General features: G+C 70.3%; 16 protein-coding genes. 5 read left to right on the forward strand and 11 right to left on the reverse strand.

The genetic code is table 11. The annotated features are described in order from the left end of the window. The first annotated feature begins 34 nt into the window (after positions 1-34). Together ACFYY2_RS29560 and ACFYY2_RS29565 are read left to right on the forward strand one after the other, a co-directional pair. Positions 35-1,753 (forward strand): acyl-CoA dehydrogenase family protein, encoded by a 1,719-nt coding sequence (locus ACFYY2_RS29560; RefSeq protein ID WP_388748612.1) that lies wholly within the window; start codon positions 35-37, stop codon positions 1,751-1,753. 153 nt (positions 1,754-1,906) lie between these two features. Continuing rightward, on the forward strand, positions 1,907-2,263 hold the full coding sequence (locus tag ACFYY2_RS29565; protein ID WP_388748614.1) for a hypothetical protein: 357 nt from the start codon (positions 1,907-1,909) through the stop codon (positions 2,261-2,263). Between the two features lie 74 nt (positions 2,264-2,337). Here ACFYY2_RS29565 and ACFYY2_RS29570 read toward each other — a convergent pair whose 3' ends face one another. After that, a complete protein-coding gene (locus ACFYY2_RS29570; RefSeq protein WP_388748616.1) occupies positions 2,338-2,976 on the reverse strand; it encodes a TMEM175 family protein in 639 nt (212 codons plus the stop codon). Between the two features lie 115 nt (positions 2,977-3,091). Further along, on the reverse strand, positions 3,092-3,355 hold the full coding sequence (locus tag ACFYY2_RS29575; protein WP_388748618.1) for a DUF5133 domain-containing protein: 264 nt from the start codon (positions 3,353-3,355) through the stop codon (positions 3,092-3,094). Positions 3,356-3,590: 235 nt separating this feature from the next. On the opposite strand from ACFYY2_RS29575, the gene ACFYY2_RS29580 reads away from it, so the two are divergent. Further along, complete coding sequence (locus ACFYY2_RS29580) at positions 3,591-4,268, forward strand: DUF998 domain-containing protein (protein ID WP_388748620.1); 678 nt, start codon at positions 3,591-3,593, stop codon at positions 4,266-4,268. An 81-nt stretch (positions 4,269-4,349) separates the two neighbouring features. Here ACFYY2_RS29580 and ACFYY2_RS29585 read toward each other — a convergent pair whose 3' ends face one another. The 7 genes from ACFYY2_RS29585 to ACFYY2_RS29615 form a co-directional block, all read right to left on the reverse strand. Continuing rightward, the gene (locus ACFYY2_RS29585) at positions 4,350-5,165 is read right to left on the reverse strand and encodes an SAM-dependent methyltransferase (protein WP_388748622.1); all 816 of its coding nucleotides are present in this window, start codon (positions 5,163-5,165) and stop codon (positions 4,350-4,352) included. Positions 5,166-5,339: 174 nt separating this feature from the next. After that, positions 5,340-6,017, reverse strand: coding sequence for a potassium-transporting ATPase subunit C (locus tag ACFYY2_RS29590; RefSeq protein ID WP_388748624.1), 678 nt, complete (start codon positions 6,015-6,017; stop codon positions 5,340-5,342). A gap of 21 nt (positions 6,018-6,038) precedes the next feature. Beyond that, a complete protein-coding gene (kdpB, locus tag ACFYY2_RS29595; protein ID WP_388748626.1) occupies positions 6,039-8,138 on the reverse strand; it encodes a potassium-transporting ATPase subunit KdpB in 2,100 nt (699 codons plus the stop codon). Continuing rightward, positions 8,135-9,799, reverse strand: a complete 1,665-nt coding sequence (kdpA, locus tag ACFYY2_RS29600) for a potassium-transporting ATPase subunit KdpA (protein WP_388748628.1) — start codon at positions 9,797-9,799, stop codon at positions 8,135-8,137. The genes kdpB and kdpA overlap by 4 nt, the downstream gene beginning before the upstream one ends. Positions 9,800-9,807: 8 nt before the next feature. Beyond that, positions 9,808-9,897 carry a K(+)-transporting ATPase subunit F gene (kdpF, locus tag ACFYY2_RS29605; RefSeq protein ID WP_329034804.1) on the reverse strand — a complete coding sequence of 30 codons (90 nt, stop codon included), beginning with the start codon at positions 9,895-9,897 and terminating at the stop codon, positions 9,808-9,810. A gap of 493 nt (positions 9,898-10,390) precedes the next feature. Then, positions 10,391-11,725, reverse strand: a complete 1,335-nt coding sequence (lysA, locus tag ACFYY2_RS29610; protein WP_388748631.1) for a diaminopimelate decarboxylase — start codon at positions 11,723-11,725, stop codon at positions 10,391-10,393. 15 nt (positions 11,726-11,740) lie between these two features. After that, positions 11,741-12,085 (reverse strand): SAV_915 family protein, encoded by a 345-nt coding sequence (locus ACFYY2_RS29615; protein WP_388748633.1) that lies wholly within the window; start codon positions 12,083-12,085, stop codon positions 11,741-11,743. 253 nt (positions 12,086-12,338) lie between these two features. Here ACFYY2_RS29615 and ACFYY2_RS29620 point away from each other — a divergent pair, with 253 nt between their 5' ends. Together ACFYY2_RS29620 and ACFYY2_RS29625 are read left to right on the forward strand one after the other, a co-directional pair. After that, the gene (locus tag ACFYY2_RS29620) at positions 12,339-12,911 is read left to right on the forward strand and encodes a TetR/AcrR family transcriptional regulator (RefSeq protein ID WP_388748635.1); all 573 of its coding nucleotides are present in this window, start codon (positions 12,339-12,341) and stop codon (positions 12,909-12,911) included. 57 nt (positions 12,912-12,968) lie between these two features. Then, positions 12,969-14,168, forward strand: a complete 1,200-nt coding sequence (locus ACFYY2_RS29625) for a GDSL-type esterase/lipase family protein (RefSeq protein ID WP_388748637.1) — start codon at positions 12,969-12,971, stop codon at positions 14,166-14,168. A 127-nt stretch (positions 14,169-14,295) separates the two neighbouring features. Here ACFYY2_RS29625 and ACFYY2_RS29630 read toward each other — a convergent pair whose 3' ends face one another. Continuing rightward, on the reverse strand, positions 14,296-14,724 hold the full coding sequence (locus ACFYY2_RS29630; protein ID WP_388748639.1) for a hypothetical protein: 429 nt from the start codon (positions 14,722-14,724) through the stop codon (positions 14,296-14,298). Between the two features lie 111 nt (positions 14,725-14,835). Further along, the coding region (locus ACFYY2_RS29635; protein ID WP_388748641.1) for a phospholipase D-like domain-containing protein at positions 14,836-15,189 on the reverse strand (354 nt) is incomplete at its 5' end.

Raw genomic sequence — 15,189 nt, forward strand, 5'->3', positions numbered from 1 at the left:
CTCCCGTCCCCGATCCTCCGGAAGGCGTATCACCATGGCCGACCCGCTGCTGTTCAACCCCCGTGCCTACGACCCGGCGCACTTCGACCCCGAGACCCGCAGGCTGCTCCGCGCCACCGTCGACTGGTTCGAGGACCGCGGCAAGCGCCGGCTCATCGAGGACTACCGCTCGCGTGCCTGGCTGGGGGACTTCCTCGCGTTCGCCGCCAAGGAGGGCCTGTTCGCCACCTTCCTCACCCCCATGTCCGAAGCGAGCCGGGACGACCAGCGCTGGGACACCGCCCGGATCGCCGCGCTCAACGAGATCTTCGGGTTCTACGGGCTCGACTACTGGTACGTCTGGCAGGTGACCATCCTCGGCCTGGGCCCGGTCTGGCAGAGCGACAACGCCGCCGCCCGCAGCCGGGCCGCGGACCTTCTCGCCCAGGGGGAGGTGTTCGCCTTCGGCCTGTCCGAGAAGGCGCACGGCGCGGACATCTACTCCACCGACATGCTGCTGGAGCCCGACGGCGACGGCGGGTTCCTCGCCACCGGGTCGAAGTACTACATAGGCAACGGCAACGCCGCCGGGCTCGTCTCCGTCTTCGGCCGCCGCACCGACGTCGAGGGACCGGACGGCTACGTCTTCTTCGCCGCGGACAGCCGCCACCCCGCCTACCACCTGGTCAAGAACGTCGTCGACTCGTCCAAATACGTCAGCGAGTTCCGCCTCGACGCCTACCCGGTCACGCCCGACGACGTCCTGCACACGGGGCGGGCCGCCTTCGACGCCGCCCTCAACACGGTCAACGTGGGTAAGTTCAACCTCTGCACGGCCTCCATCGGCATCTGCGAGCACGCGATGTACGAGGCCGTCACCCACGCCCACACGCGCATCCTGTACGGCCGTCCCGTGACGGCCTTCCCGCACGTGCGCCGTGAGCTGGCCGACGCCTACGTGCGGCTCGTCGGCATGAAGCTGTTCAGCGACCGTGCCGTCGACTACTTCCGCTCGGCAGGACCGGACGACCGCAGGTACCTCCTGTTCAACCCGATGACCAAGATGAAGGTGACCACGGAGGGCGAGCGCGTCATCGACCTCATGTGGGACGTCATCGCCGCCAAGGGCTTCGAGAAGGACACCTACTTCGCCCAGGCGGCCGTGGAGATCCGCAGCCTGCCGAAGCTCGAGGGCACCGTCCACGTCAACCTCGCCCTCATCCTGAAGTTCATGCGCAACCACCTGCTGGATCCGGTCGCCCACGAGCCCGTGGAGACGCGCGCGGACGCGGCCGACGACGCGTTCCTCTTCCGGCAGGGGCCTGCCCGGGGGCTCGGCTCCGTGCGTTTCCACGACTGGCGGCCCGCCTTCGACGCCTACGCGGAGCTACCCAACGTCGCTCGCTTCAGGGAGCAGGCCGACGCCCTGTGCGACCTCGTCGCCCACCACGCGCCCGACGAGGAACAGAGCCGCGACCTGGACCTCCTGCTGTCCGTCGGGCAGCTCTTCGCCCTCGTGGTGCACGGGCAGCTGATCCTGGAACAGGCCCGCCTGACCGGCCTGGACGAGGACGTGCTCGACGAGTTGTTCTCCGTCCTCGTGCGTGACTTCTCCGCGAACGCCGTCGAACTGCACGGCAAGGACTCCGCCACCGGGGCACAGCAGGACTGGGCGCTCGCCGCCGTGCGGCGTCCCGTCATCGACGGCGCCCGCTCGGGCCGGATCTGGGAGCGCGTCGAAGCCCTCGCGGGCGCGTACGAGATGGCTCCGTAGGGGGTGACGCCGCCGTCCCCGGGGCGGCGGCATGTCCCGGGCGGCACGCCCGATTGGCCGACAACTCCTCCTCCCTCCGCGCATCGGGTGCGCTCGGCGGGGCATATGGAAGGTCCGGCGGCCGGAACGGTCGGCTGCCAGGAGGAGGCGACAATGAACACCGTCTGGGCATGTCCGGCCGAGCTGAACCGTTCCCTGGGCGACGACCTGGTCGAATACGGTGTGGAAGCGCCCGACGGGAGCGTCGGCACCGTGGTCAGGCTCTCGCCCGTCCCGGGTTACGACCACCTGGTCGTCGATGCCGGGGTCTGGAAGTTCGGGAGGAGTGTCGTCGTCCCGGCCGGCATGGTGACCGCCGTCGACGACGCCGAACGGGTGATCAGGGTCCGGTGCACCAAGGACCAGATCAAGGAAGCCCCGCGCTTCGAGCGGGATCAGGACACGGGTGACCTCTTCTACCTGCGGAAGCTGGGCGCGTACTACGAAAGCCTCGCCGCCGCCCCGGCGTGACGGCAGGCCGGCAGGAGGGGTGACGGCGCCGGCCCCTGCCCGGCCCTCGCCCGGCACCGGAACGTTCCGATGTGTCAGCCGGTCACCGGCGGTGGCGTGTCCGGGTATCTGCGGTTCAGGACGATCTTGGCCGGCGCGAGGACCAGCCAGGACCACAGGGCGACGGGGGTCGAGAATCCGTAGGCGAGCGGCACGCTGACGGCGAACACCGCGGCCGTGCACACCAGGTCCGCCGACACCGAGCGGGCCGTGTACTGCGTGGTCCGGCCGTGTGGTCCGGAGCCGCGCAGACTCGTTCTGAGCACCGCGAGTTCCAGCAGGTTGGTGACGCACACCGTGCCCGCGTACACCGAGACGGCCAGGGGCTGGTCGGCGTACTCGGACAGCAGTGACGTCGGGAAGGGGATGAGCGCGATGGCGCCGAGCCAGACGAGCGCGAACCTGAGCGGCAGCTTCTCCACGGGAGGCACCATCCGCACGATCCGCCGGTGGTCCCGCCAGAAGCCCGCGAGGATCCAGAAGCTCAGGGCGTAGGCGCCCAGGTCCGGAAGCACGTCGATGAAGGCTTCTCTGAAGCCGTCGGTGCTCAGCCCCGGCGGGATGCGGACGTCGAGCACCAGCAGCGTCATGGCGATCGCGAAGATGCCGTCGGACAGGGCCGTCAGGCGTTCCGCGTTCTTCTCCGCGCCGCTCCCGGCCAGGGTGTCGTCCACCCGTTCAGACTCCCCGGGCCGCCGCCACGACGGCCCGGATTACGCCGACGGCGGGCAAGCCGGAGCCCTCCGGGCCCGGCCACCCCGCCGTCCCTGCCGAAGTGCTGACGGCGGATCAGGCCGCTTGGAGACTGTCACCCTGCTGGCGGCCGTCCTGCGGACCGGTCGCGGGGGAGGCGGAGGTCCGCATGCCGAGCATGGTGTCGGCGATGTGGAGCGCCTGCGGAATGTCCCTGGTGCCGGTCATCACGCAGAGCGTGTAGGTCGCGTCCTCGACGGCGCGCGCGGTGGCTTCGGTGGGATGACGCGCGTCCTCGATGCGGGCGTCGGCGTAGCGCGCGAGGGCCACTCGCAGGTCCTGGGGACTGGGTGTCAGCACAGCAGGTCTCTCCTCTGGGTCGATCCAGGTCCGGTGCCGGACACGCGTCGTCGGGTGGGCCGGCATCACGCGCCTACCCCCTCGACGGCGGAATACGTCCGAGCGTGCGGACTCGTCGTGCGGAGAGGCGGGCGGGCCCTCGTCCGGGTACAGGGTGAACAACCGCCGGGCCGATCGGTGTTCCCGCCTGCGTGTGCACCCCGGCTCGCGGGCCCCGGCGTTCTACCGTTCTCCGATGCGTACTGTCCCCTGGTGGATCCTGCTCTCCTCGATGGCGGCCCCGGTCCTCCTGGTCGCAGGCTGGTCCGTGTCGGCCGAACTGCAAGGTCCCGGGTACGACCCCGCCACCTCGACGATCAGCATCCTCGCCGCCGACGGGGCCGACGGTTACTGGGTGATGACATCGGCTCTGGTCGCCCTGGGCTTCTGTCACGTCGTCACCGCGTGCGGGCTGCGCCCCGCCGCCCCCTTCGGCCGCGCGGCGCTGGCGGGCGGCGGACTCTCGGCGATCCTGCTGGCCTTCTTCCCGGCCCCGCTGAGTGGTGGTTCCTTCTCCCACGGTGTGGTCGTGGCGATCGGGTTCTCGCTGCTCGCGGTCTGGCCGGTCCTGGCCATGCGACGCCGTGCCGTGAGCAGGCGGGACGGGCCTGGAGCCGTGGCGGTGGCGGCGCCGGTTCGACGGGGGGCGGCACCGCTGCCCGCCGGGACCGCCCCGTGGGGTCTGCGCCCCTGGCCGTCCGTCGGCGCGTCCGTGTTCATGTGGCTCGGCGGAGGGTGGTTCCTGCTCGCCCTGTTCCTGCTCGACACCGCCGGGCTGGCCGAACGGGTCATCACGTTCGCCCAGTCCTTCTGGCCTCTCATCGTGGTCGTCACCTGCGCACGATGGGAAGGCGACGACGGGCAGACCGCCTGAACGGCGTGCTCACGGCCGGTCGTACGGCGGCGGACGGGACGGTGCCGCCGCCCGCCGCCCGCCGCCCGTACGGTCGATCCCTTACGACGTGCGGCCCACCGCCACGTATCCGGCGCTGATGACGTCGTCCTGGCCGGGGACCGGCTCTCCTAGCTCCGGGTGCCAGGCCTCCGCCGCCACGATGCCCGGCTCCACGATGTCGAGGCCGTCGAAGAAGCGGGCGAAGCGGTCGCGGCTCCGGGGCGCCAGCGTCAGCGTGTTGGCCTTGTACAGCTCGTCGACCTTGCCGGCCGCCGCGGGATGGAAGTCGGCGGTGAGGTGGGAGATCACCACGTGACTGCCCGGCGCGAGCACCCCGGTCAGCCGCTCCACCAGCTCGTACGCACCGTCCTCGTCGCTGACGAAGTGCAGCAGGGCGATCATCGACAGGGCGACCGGCCGGCTGAAGTCCAGGGTCTTCCCGGCCCGTTCGAGGATGGAGTCGACATCGCGGGCGTCGGCCTCGACGTAGTCGATCGCACCCTCCGGGGTGCCCTTCAGCAGGGCCTCGGCGTGCGCCAGCACGATCGGGTCGTTGTCGCAGTAGACGACGCGCGTGTCGGGTGCCGCCTGCTGGGCGACCTGGTGGAGGTTGGGCTCGGTGGGTATGCCGGTGCCGATGTCGAGGAACTGCCGGATGCCCTGGCTCGTCAGCCAGCGCGTCGCACGGTGCATGAAGGCGCGGTTCACCTTGGCCATGACCGGTACGCCGGGTTCGACGGCCAGCATCTGACGGCCCATCGCCTCGTCCACCGGGTAGTTGTCCTTGCCCCCGAGGAACCAGTCGTACATCCGGGCGGGATGCGGTCGGCTGGTGTCGATGCGCGGGGCGGGTGCATCGTCGTCGGGTCGGGGCACGGTGAACTCCTGTGTGGGCAGCAATGGTTGATCACTCGGCGACCAGAATAGGGAACTTGTGTGCCGAAGGTGTGAGGAGACGACAACTCGGCTGCCGTATTCGACCGCGAGCGCAGGGCGGCGGCAGATCCACGGAGGATCCGCCGCCGCCCTGCGCTCGCCGTGCTCCGGGGTTCAGCCCTTGCCCAGGTCCTTGAGCGCGCTGTTCAGCTCCAGGACGTTGACGCGGGGCTCACCCATGAAGCCGAGGGTGCGGCCCTCGGTGTGCGCGGCGACCAGCGCGGTCACCCGCTCCACCGTGAGGTGGTTGCGCTCGGCGACCCTGTGTATCTGGAGCTTCGCGTAGGCGGGGGAGATGTCGGGATCGAGCCCGGACCCGGAGGAGGTGACCGCGTCGGCGGGCACGTCCTGGGGCCGGACCTTGTAGGCCGCGGTGGAGTTGTCGGCCACGACCGCGGCTTTGGCGTCCTTGACCCAGCCGATCAGGTCCTCGTTGTCCGCGGCGCGGTTGGTGGCGCCGGAGAGGATCAGCGTGTACCGCTGGTTCACGCTGTTGGTGCCCAGGCCGTTGGACGGCCGGGGCTGGAACCACCTGAGATCGGGGGCCACGGCCTCGTCGGGATCGTCGGGGTTCTGCTTCGGCAGGTTGTAGGTCTGCCCGATCAGCGACGATCCGACGGTCCTGCCGCTCGCGTCACTGATCTCGGAACCGTCGGCCTTGTCGTTGAACAGCGACTGCGCGACACCCGTGACGGCGAGCGGGTAGAGGACGCCGCAGATGACGGTCAGGACGAGCAGGGCGCGCAGCCCCGCCCCGAGCAGCCGGGCGGTGTTCTTGAGAGAGGTGTTCATGGCTGATCAGCCGTTTCTGGCTCAGGAGAGCCCGGGGATGAGGGAGATGAGGAGATCGATGACCTTGATGCCGATGAACGGGGCGACCAGGCCGCCGAGTCCGTAGATCCCGAGGTTGCGCCGGAGCATCCTGTCCGCGCCGGTCGGCCGGTAGCGCACTCCCCTGAGGGCGAGCGGCACGAGGGCGACGATGATCAGCGCGTTGAAGATGACGGCCGACAGGATCGCGGACTCCGGCGACGCCAGACCCATCACGTTGAGCTTGTCGAGGCCCGGGTACACCACCGCGAACATGGCCGGGATGATCGCGAAGTACTTCGCGACGTCGTTGGCGATGGAGAACGTGGTCAGGGCTCCCCGGGTGATGAGGAGCTGCTTGCCGATCTCCACGATCTCGATGAGCTTGGTGGGGTCGGAGTCCAGGTCCACCATGTTCCCGGCCTCCTTGGCGGCCGAGGTGCCGGTGTTCATCGCCACGCCCACGTCGGCCTGCGCGAGCGCGGGCGCGTCGTTGGTCCCGTCACCCGTCATCGCGACGAGCTTGCCGCCGGCCTGCTCCCGCTTGATGAGGGCCATCTTGTCCTCGGGAGTGGCCTCGGCGAGGAAGTCGTCCACCCCGGCTTCCTCGGCGATGGCTTTCGCCGTCAGCGGGTTGTCGCCGGTGATCATGACGGTCTTGATGCCCATGCGGCGGAGTTCGTCGAACCTCTCCCGCATACCTGCCTTGACGACGTCCTTGAGGTGGACGACGCCCAGGATCCTGGCGCCGGCGCCGTCCTCGACCGCCACCAGCAGCGGCGTCCCGCCGGCCTCGGAGATCCGGTCGGCGAGGAGTGAGGCGTCGTCGGCGACATGGCCGCCGCGTTCCTGCACCCAGGCGATGACCGAACCGGCCGCGCCCTTGCGCGCCTTGCGGCCGTCCACGTCCACACCCGACATGCGGGTCTGGGCGGTGAAGGGGACCCAGGTGGCCTCGGCGAGCTCGCCCCTGCCGTGTTCGCGCAGCCCGTACCTCTCCTTCGCGAGCACCACGATCGACCTGCCCTCGGGAGTCTCGTCGGCCAGCGACGACAGCTGTGCGGCGTCGGCCAGTTCGGCCTCCGTCGTCCCACGGGTGGGCACGAACTCGGCGGCCTGCCGGTTTCCGAGCGTGATCGTGCCGGTCTTGTCGAGCAGGAGCGTCGAGACGTCGCCCGCCGCCTCGACCGCACGTCCGGACATGGCCAGGACGTTGCGCTGGACCAGGCGGTCCATCCCCGCGATGCCGATCGCGGAGAGGAGCGCGCCGATGGTGGTCGGGATCAGGCAGACGAGCAGGGCCGTCAGCACGATGAGTGACTGCCGGGCGCCGGCGTAGACCGCGAAGGGCTGCAGCGTCACGACGGCGAGCAGGAAGACGACGGTCAGCGACGCGAGCAGGATGTTGAGCGCGATCTCGTTGGGGGTCTTCTGACGGGCCGCGCCCTCGACCAGGGCGATCATCCGGTCGATGAAGGTCTCACCGGGCTTGGTGGTGATCCTGACGACGATCCGGTCGGACAGCACCTTCGTGCCCCCGGTCACGGCGCTGCGGTCGCCGCCCGACTCCCGGATGACCGGGGCGGACTCGCCGGTGATGGCGGACTCGTCGACGGACGCGACACCCTCGGCCACGTCGCCGTCGCCGGGTATGACGTCCCCCGCCTCGCAGACGACCAGGTCGCCTATCCGCAGGTCGGTGCCGGGGACCTCGACCTCGTCGTGTCCCTCGAGCCGTCGGGCGACCGTGCCGGTCCTCGCCTTGCGCAGGGTGTCGGCCTGGGCCTTGCCCCGGCCCTCCGCGACCGCCTCGGCGAGGTTCGCGAAGAGGGTGGTGAGCCACAGCCAGGCGGTGATCGCCCAGCCGAACCAGTCACCGGGGTCCTTGACCGCCAGCACGGTGGTGACCACCGAGCCGACGAGCACCACGAACATGACGGGTGACTTGATCATGACGCGGGGGTCGAGCTTCCTGACCGCGTCGGGGAGGGAGGCGAGCATCTGCTTCGGGTCGAAGAGGCCTCCGCCCACTCGGCCCGAGTCCGCCGTGCCGCCGCCGGAGAGGTCGTCGTGCGGCGCACGGGTGGGGGTGACGGTACTCATGAGGCGAGTCCTTCGGCGAGCGGTCCCAGCGCGAGGGCCGGGAAGTAGGTCAGTCCGGTGATGATGATGATCGTGCCGACGAGCAGCCCCGCGTAGAGAGGCTTGTCGGTGCGCAGCGTGCCCGCGGTGGCGGGTACCGGGCGTTGCTCGGCGAGCGAGCCGGCCAGGGCCAGGACGAACACGATGGGCAGGAAACGGCCCAGCAGCATCGCGATGCCGATGGTGCTGTTGAACCACTGCGTGTCGGCGTTGAGCCCGGCGAACGCCGAGCCGTTGTTGTTGGCGCCGGAGGTGTAGGCGTAGAGGATCTCGGAGAACCCGTGGGCCCCGCTGTTGGTCATGGAGTCGCCGGGGGTGGGCAGAGCCATCGCCACGGCGGTGAACCCGAGCACCAGCGCCGGGGTGATCAGGATGTAGCAGGCCGCGAGCTTGATCTCGCGGGTGCCGATCTTCTTGCCGAGGTACTCCGGTGTACGGCCGACCATGAGCCCCGCGATGAACACCGCGATGATCGCCATGATCAGGATGCCGTAGAGGCCGGAACCGACACCGCCGGGGGTGATCTCGCCCAACTGCATGCCCAGCAGGGTGATACCGCCGCCCAGCCCCGTGTACGAGGAGTGGAAGGAGTTCACCGCACCGGTCGACGTCAGGGTGGTCGCCACGGCGAAGATCGACGACCCGGCCACACCGAAGCGTGTCTCCTTGCCCTCCATCGCTCCGCCCGCGAGGTCGAGGGCCGGGCCGTGGTGGGAGAACTCGGTCCACATCATGAGGGCCGTGAATCCGACCCAGACGGTGACCATCGCGGCGAGGATCGCGTAACCCTGGCGCAGGTTGCCCACCATCTGCCCGAACGTCCGGGTCAGGGCGAACGGGATCACCAGGATGAGGAAGATCTCGAAGAGGTTGGTGAACGGGGAGGGGTTCTCGAAGGGGTGGGCGGAGTTGGCGTTGAAGTAGCCGCCGCCGTTCGTTCCGAGCTCCTTGATGACCTCCTGCGAGGCCACCGCGCCGCCGTTCCACTGCTGCGAGCCGCCGTTGAACTGCGCGACGTCGTGGATGCCGGCGAAGTTCTGGATCACGCCGCTCGCGACCAGCACGATCGCGCCGATCACCGAGATGGGCAGCAGGATGCGCAGGGTGCCGCGGACCAGGTCCGTCCAGAAGTTGCCGAGCTCGCCGGTGCGGTGGCGCGAGAAACCGCGCACGAGGGCGACGGCGACGGCCATTCCCACGGCCGCGGAGACGAAGTTCTGCACCGCCAGGCCGCCGGTCTGCACGACGTGGCCCATGGCCTGCTCGCCGTAGTACGACTGCCAGTTGGTGTTGGCGACGAAGGAGGCCGCCGTGTTGAACGCCTGGTCCGGGTCGATCGACACGAAGCCGAGCGAGCCGGGCAGGTGGCCCTGCAGGCGCTGGAGCGCGTACAGGAAGAGGACACTCACCACGGAGAAGGCGAGCACGCCCCGCAGGTAGGCGGGCCAGCGCATCGACGTCGACGGGTTGGCGCCGATGGCCTTGTAGATCCACTTCTCCGGCTTGTAATGCTTCTCGGAGGAGTAGACCCGGGCCATGTAGTCGCCGAGGGGACGGTATGCGAGCGCGAGCGCGCCGATCAGCGCGAGCAGCTGCAGCACACCTGCTGTCAGAGGGTTCATTTCGGTGCTCAGAACCTCTCCGGGTGTACGAGCGCGACGACGAGATAGACCAGCAGGGCGACGGCCACGACCAGGCCGGCGATGTTCTCGGCGGTCACAGCTTCGTCACTCCCCTCGCGACGAACGCCACCAGTGCGAATACCGCTGCCGTGGTGATGACGAAGGCCAGATCGGCCATCGTGGGCTCCTGTGTGAAGTGAATGAAATGGGATCGGCCGGTGTGGCCGATGGAAAGCAAACCCCAGGACCGGTGCTCCCCCGAGCGCCTTTGACGGGCTCCATACGGGAGCCGAGGCTTTCTTGATGCGGTCTCTACGCCGGCAGGGCCGGCCGGGGTCCGAGGCGGGGTTCCCGGGTCGCCGATACGCCGACGACCAGCAAGAACACCGCGCGAGGGGACTGAGAACCGGCGGGCGAAACCGTTCGGTTAACGGTCGCGATTTCCGCATCCCGAGGCTTTTCAGCGCATGGTCACACGCCGGGCCGCACATCCTCGGGCGCGGGGCGGTCGTCACTCGTCCCGCATTGCTGCACGGCCCGGGGGTATACCGGGACAGCCCCCCGAGCGCGAATTGCGGATTCCGGCCGCTCCTATTCCCCGACGTCCCTCGCGCGGAAGTCGTCGAGGGTTTCCCGCCGTACGAGCAGCCGCGCCGAACCCTCGCCGACCGCCACCACCGGAGGCCTGCCGACCATGTTGTATCCGGAGGCCATGGACAGGTGGTACGCGCCGGCCACCGGCACAGCGATCAGATCGCCCGGGCGTATGTCGCCGGGCAGTTCGACATCGGCGGCCAGGATGTCCCCCGCCTCGCAGTGCCTGCCCACCACGGTCGCCCGTACGGGGGCGGCCGAGGAGTCCCGGCCGACCATGCGCGGGACGTAGCGCGCCCCGTAGAGGGCGGGCCGGGGGTTGTCGCTCATGCCCCCGTCGACGGCCACGAAGACCTGGCCGCCGCCGTGCTTGACGGCCAGGACGCGGTAGAGCGCGACCCCGGCAGGGCCCGCGACGGCACGCCCCGGCTCGATCAGCAGACGCGGTACGTCCAGCCGTGCGGCGGCGCAGCTCGCCGCCAGTTCCGCGCGCAGGGCGCGGGCGAGGGCGGGGAGCGCCAGCGACGGCTCGCCGGGACTGTAGGCGACGCCGTGCCCGCCGCCCAGATCGAGTTCGGGGAGGACCACGCCGTGGACGTCGCGCACCCTGGCCATCAGGCCGACCATGCGGCGCAGGGAGGTGACATAGGGCTTGATGTCCGTGATCTGGGAGCCGATGTGGCAGTGCAGACCGGTCAGCCGCAACTGCGGCTGGCTCAGGACGCGGGCGATCGCGTGCTGTGCGGACCCGTCCGTCAGGGAGAGCCCGAACTTCTGGCCGTCGGTGCCCGTACGGATCTTCTCGTGCCCGCCGGCGGATATGCCCGGCGTGACCCGGATCATGACGCGCTGGGAACCGTGCGGCCCCACGGCGGCGGCCAGGCGCGCGATCTCCGACGGGCTGTCGATCACGATCCTTCCCACCCCGAGCCGCAGTGCGGTCTCCAGGTCGCGCGGGGACTTCGCGTTGCCGTGCAGGAGCATGCGCTCCGGCGGAAATCCGCCGGCGACCGCGAGTTCCAGCTCGCCCGCCGAGCACACGTCCATGCCGAGCCCTTCCTCCTCGACCCAGCGGGTGACGGCCCGGCAGAGCAACGCCTTGGCGGCGTACATCACTTCGGCCTCCGGGAAGGCGTCCCGGTAGGTTCTGCACCGGGCCCTCAGTTCGCCCTCGTCCAGTACGTAGACCGGTGTGTCGAAGCGCTGGGCGATCTCCGACAGCGGAACCCCGCCCACGGCGAGGTCCCCCCGGGGCAGACGTCCGGTCGAGGCGGGCCAGACGGACAGGTCGTCGGTGCCCGCGGTGTTCACGGACGGTGTGGTGACGGTCATGGAAACAGCTCCCGTTCAGGCGGTACGGACCGGAGTGCGGACCGGCCGGGGTGTGGAGGCGGTGACCACCGCGGGAGCGGACAGAGTCGGGTCGACCGTCACCAGGTGCGCCCCGAGCGGTTCGCACAGGGTGCGCAGCAGCGCCTCCGAGAGCCGGATGGACGCCTGGCCGCTGCCGAGCGTCGCCGCCAGGCGCGCCGCGCTCGTGAAACCGACGGCCGTGCGGGTGCCCAAGGGGGTGCGGAACAGCCGGACGGCGGCCGCCTCCGTACCTCTTCCCGGCCGGACGGGCACATGGAGGGGCCCGGCCGGGAGCGGTTCCTCGGGCTCGGGTTCACTTTCGTACGAGATCAGGCACATGGCTTCTCCAAGGGGTGCGTGACGGGTGGCGGAGCCCGGGAGCGAGAGGCGATCCGGGGCGCGCACCGAAGCTATCCCCGGCCTGCTGCTGTCCGGGACGGCCCCTGACACCTCCTTGACGCAGGGGGCCCATGTCCATACAGGTCGCTGACACGGACGGGCGGAGCGGTGATGCTGTGCCGAATAGGTATAGGTATTTGCCTAGGAGAGTTAGGCAGATGCATAATCGAAGTCGTCGATGAGGATGGTGCCCATGGTGCGTGCGGGACTGAACGCGGAACGACTGGCTCAGGCCGGGGCGGAACTGGCCGACGAGGCCGGCTTCGACAAGGTCACCGTCGCGGCCCTCGCCCGGCGGTTCGGTGTCAAGGACGCGAGCCTGTACTCGCACGTGAAGAACTCCCAGGACCTCAGGACCAGGATCGCCCTCCTCGCCCTGGCGGAACTCGCGGAACGCGTCGCCGCGGCGCTGGCCGGACGGGCGGGCAAGGACGCCCTGGAGGCGTTCGCGAACGCCTACCGCGACTACGCCCGGGAACATCCGGGCCGTTACGCCGCGGCACAGCTCCGGCTGTCCCCCGACGCGGCGGCCGCGAGCGCGGGAGTGAGGCACGCGCAGATGACGCGGGCGATCCTGCGCGGCTACGACCTGACGGAGCCGGACCAGACACACGCCGTCAGGCTGCTGGGCAGTGTGTTCCACGGCTACATCAGCCTGGAGAGCGGCGGCAGCTTCAGCCACAGCTCACCCGGCACGCAGGAGACCTGGGAGCGGGTCCTGGACGCACTGGACGCCCTGCTGCGGAACTGGCCCGCGACCCGCTGACACCAGCCGGCCCTCTCGAACCCCACCAGCCACGCGTGACCGGACAGGCGGCAGCGAATGAACACCCACCACGACAGCACGCACGGTGAGCTGACGGAGATTCCGCTCACCGGACACCTCCTGCGTGGCTTCCTCGAACTGGAACGCACCGAGCGCGGCCTGCTGCCGCACCGTCTTCCCGCCCGGGCGCGGGCCTGGAACACCGACGCACAGCTCGCCATGGCGGAGGCGCAGCCGTCCGGGGTGCGGCTCGCGCTGCGTACCCGTGCCACCGTCCTGGAGCTGGACACCCTGCCGACCAAGCGGACCTACGTGGGCGCACCGCCCCGGCCGGACGGTGTCTACGACCTGCTCGTCGACGGCAGTCTCGCCGACAGCACCACGGTGGCCGGCGGCGACACCCTGACCATCGACATGAGCACGGGATCCGCCGAGGTCCGGCCGGGGGACGTGGGCACCGCCCGTTTCGCCGGACTGGCTCCCGGCGTGAAGGACGTCGAGATCTGGCTCCCGCACAACGAGACGACACTGCTGGTCGCGCTGCGCGCGGACGCCCCCGTCGAGGCGATGCCTGCCGGGGGCCGCAAGGTGTGGCTGCACCACGGGAGTTCGATCAGTCAAGGGTCCGACGCCGCGAGTCCGACGGCCACCTGGCCCGCCCGCGCCGCCGCTCTCGGCGGTGTGGCGCTGATCAACCTCGGGCTCGGCGGCAGCGCCCTGCTCGACCCGTTCACCGCCCGGGCGCTCAGGGACACCCCGGCCGACCGGATCAGCATCAAGATCGGCATCAACCTCGTCAACACCGACCTGATGCGCCTCCGCGCCTTCACGCCCGCCGTCCACGGATTCCTCGACACCGTCCGCGAAGGGCACCCGACCACACCGCTGCTGGTCGTCTCACCCGTCCTGTGCCCCATCCACGAGGACACGCCCGGGCCGAGCGCCCCCGACCTCACCGCGCTCGGCGAAGGCCGGTTGCGGTTCCGCGCGGCGGGCGATCCGGCGGAGACCGCCGCCGGGAAACTCACCCTGACCGTCGTCAGGGACGAACTGGCGCGCATCGTCGAGCAGCGTGCGGCGGAGGACCCCCACCTGTACTACCTGGACGGCCGTGAGCTCTACGGTGAGGCGGACCACGCCGAACTCCCGCTGCCCGACGGCCTGCACCCCGACGCCGCCACCCACCTGCGCATGGGGGAACGGTTCGCTGGGCTGGCGTTCGCCGCGGACGGCCCACTCGCGGTGTCGGGCGACTGATCCGGCGGGGGCGGTCGGTGTCCTCGTCGGCTTCGCGCTGACACACGGCCCCCACATACGGCCCTCACACACGGCCCCCACGCACGGCCGTCGCTTCCCGGCGCCGAGTGCCGCCGCGGACTGCGCGTCACTGCGGCCGGCCGAGTGCCCAGCCCGACACATCGGCCAGCCGACCGCGCCACAGGGGAAGCCGCAGCGATCCCGTGCCGCCGAACAGCAGTGTCGCGTCCCGGAGATGAATCCAGCGGGGCAGCTGCGAGGGCCCGTCGCCGGCCCCCAGCTCCCTGATCCCCTGGTCGACGGTCTCCGGGAACTCCGCGATGAGGTTCGCTCCCTCGCCCTCGACCTGGCGCAGGCTCCTGGCCCAGTCCGCCTTCCACGCCTCGTGTCCGATCACGTCGCCGTGCAGGACACCCCCGGTGAGGGTGAGGGTGATCGGGAGGCTGGACCGCATCTCCCTGTCCAGCAACTGGATGAGCAGCTGTAGTTGCAGATCGGGCACGGGCTCCGTCGTCACCGCGGTCGCCCCCGGCTGTGCCTCGACAGACTCGATCATGACATCACTCCCTCTCGCCCGCCGAACAGCAGGTGAATGCCCGTATGCCCCGCGCGCGGTGCGCCACACCCCGATGGCCGGGGGACCGGGCGAACCCCGGCCGGCCCCGCCTCAGAGCCAGCGACGGATCGGCAGGATCGCGACCTCCCGCGCCCGCTGGCCGACGGAGCGCCGCTTCCAGCGGCCTTCCTCGATGAGCACGCTGCGCTGCACGTCCTCCTCGAAGTGTTCGTCCAGGGTCGCGGTGAAATCCGGGTCCAGGACCGTGAGCATCACTTCCTCGTCGTGGTCCAGGGAGCGGCGGTTGAAGTTCGTCGACCCGATGAGCGAGGCCACGCGGTCCACGGTGAGCGTCTTGGTGTGGAGCATGGTGGGCTGGTACTGGTAGATCTTCACGCCGCAGGCGGTGAGGTCCTCGTAGTGGTGCTGTCCCGCCAGCTGGCACACCCGCTTGTCGGTGTGCGG

Origin of the sequence: Streptomyces sp. NPDC001822 (assembly GCF_042892135.1) — a bacterium.
Classification (GTDB): domain Bacteria; phylum Actinomycetota; class Actinomycetes; order Streptomycetales; family Streptomycetaceae; genus Streptomyces.

Bases quoted from the DNA above. Each gene is read 5' to 3' on its own strand.
- ACFYY2_RS29560 (WP_388748612.1), top strand. From the start codon at position 35: ATGGCCGACCCGCTGCTGTTCAACCCCCGTGCCTACGACCCGGCGCAC.
- ACFYY2_RS29565 (WP_388748614.1), top strand. From the start codon at position 1,907: ATGAACACCGTCTGGGCATGTCCGGCCGAGCTGAACCGTTCCCTGGGC.
- ACFYY2_RS29580 (WP_388748620.1), top strand. From the start codon at position 3,591: ATGCGTACTGTCCCCTGGTGGATCCTGCTCTCCTCGATGGCGGCCCCG.
- ACFYY2_RS29590 (WP_388748624.1), bottom strand. From the start codon at position 6,017: ATGAACACCTCTCTCAAGAACACCGCCCGGCTGCTCGGGGCGGGGCTG.
- kdpB (WP_388748626.1), bottom strand. From the start codon at position 8,138: ATGAGTACCGTCACCCCCACCCGTGCGCCGCACGACGACCTCTCCGGC.
- kdpA (WP_388748628.1), bottom strand. From the start codon at position 9,799: ATGAACCCTCTGACAGCAGGTGTGCTGCAGCTGCTCGCGCTGATCGGC.
- lysA (WP_388748631.1), bottom strand. From the start codon at position 11,725: ATGACCGTCACCACACCGTCCGTGAACACCGCGGGCACCGACGACCTG.
- ACFYY2_RS29615 (WP_388748633.1), bottom strand. From the start codon at position 12,085: ATGTGCCTGATCTCGTACGAAAGTGAACCCGAGCCCGAGGAACCGCTC.
- ACFYY2_RS29620 (WP_388748635.1), top strand. From the start codon at position 12,339: ATGGTGCGTGCGGGACTGAACGCGGAACGACTGGCTCAGGCCGGGGCG.
- ACFYY2_RS29625 (WP_388748637.1), top strand. From the start codon at position 12,969: ATGAACACCCACCACGACAGCACGCACGGTGAGCTGACGGAGATTCCG.
- ACFYY2_RS29630 (WP_388748639.1), bottom strand. From the start codon at position 14,724: ATGATCGAGTCTGTCGAGGCACAGCCGGGGGCGACCGCGGTGACGACG.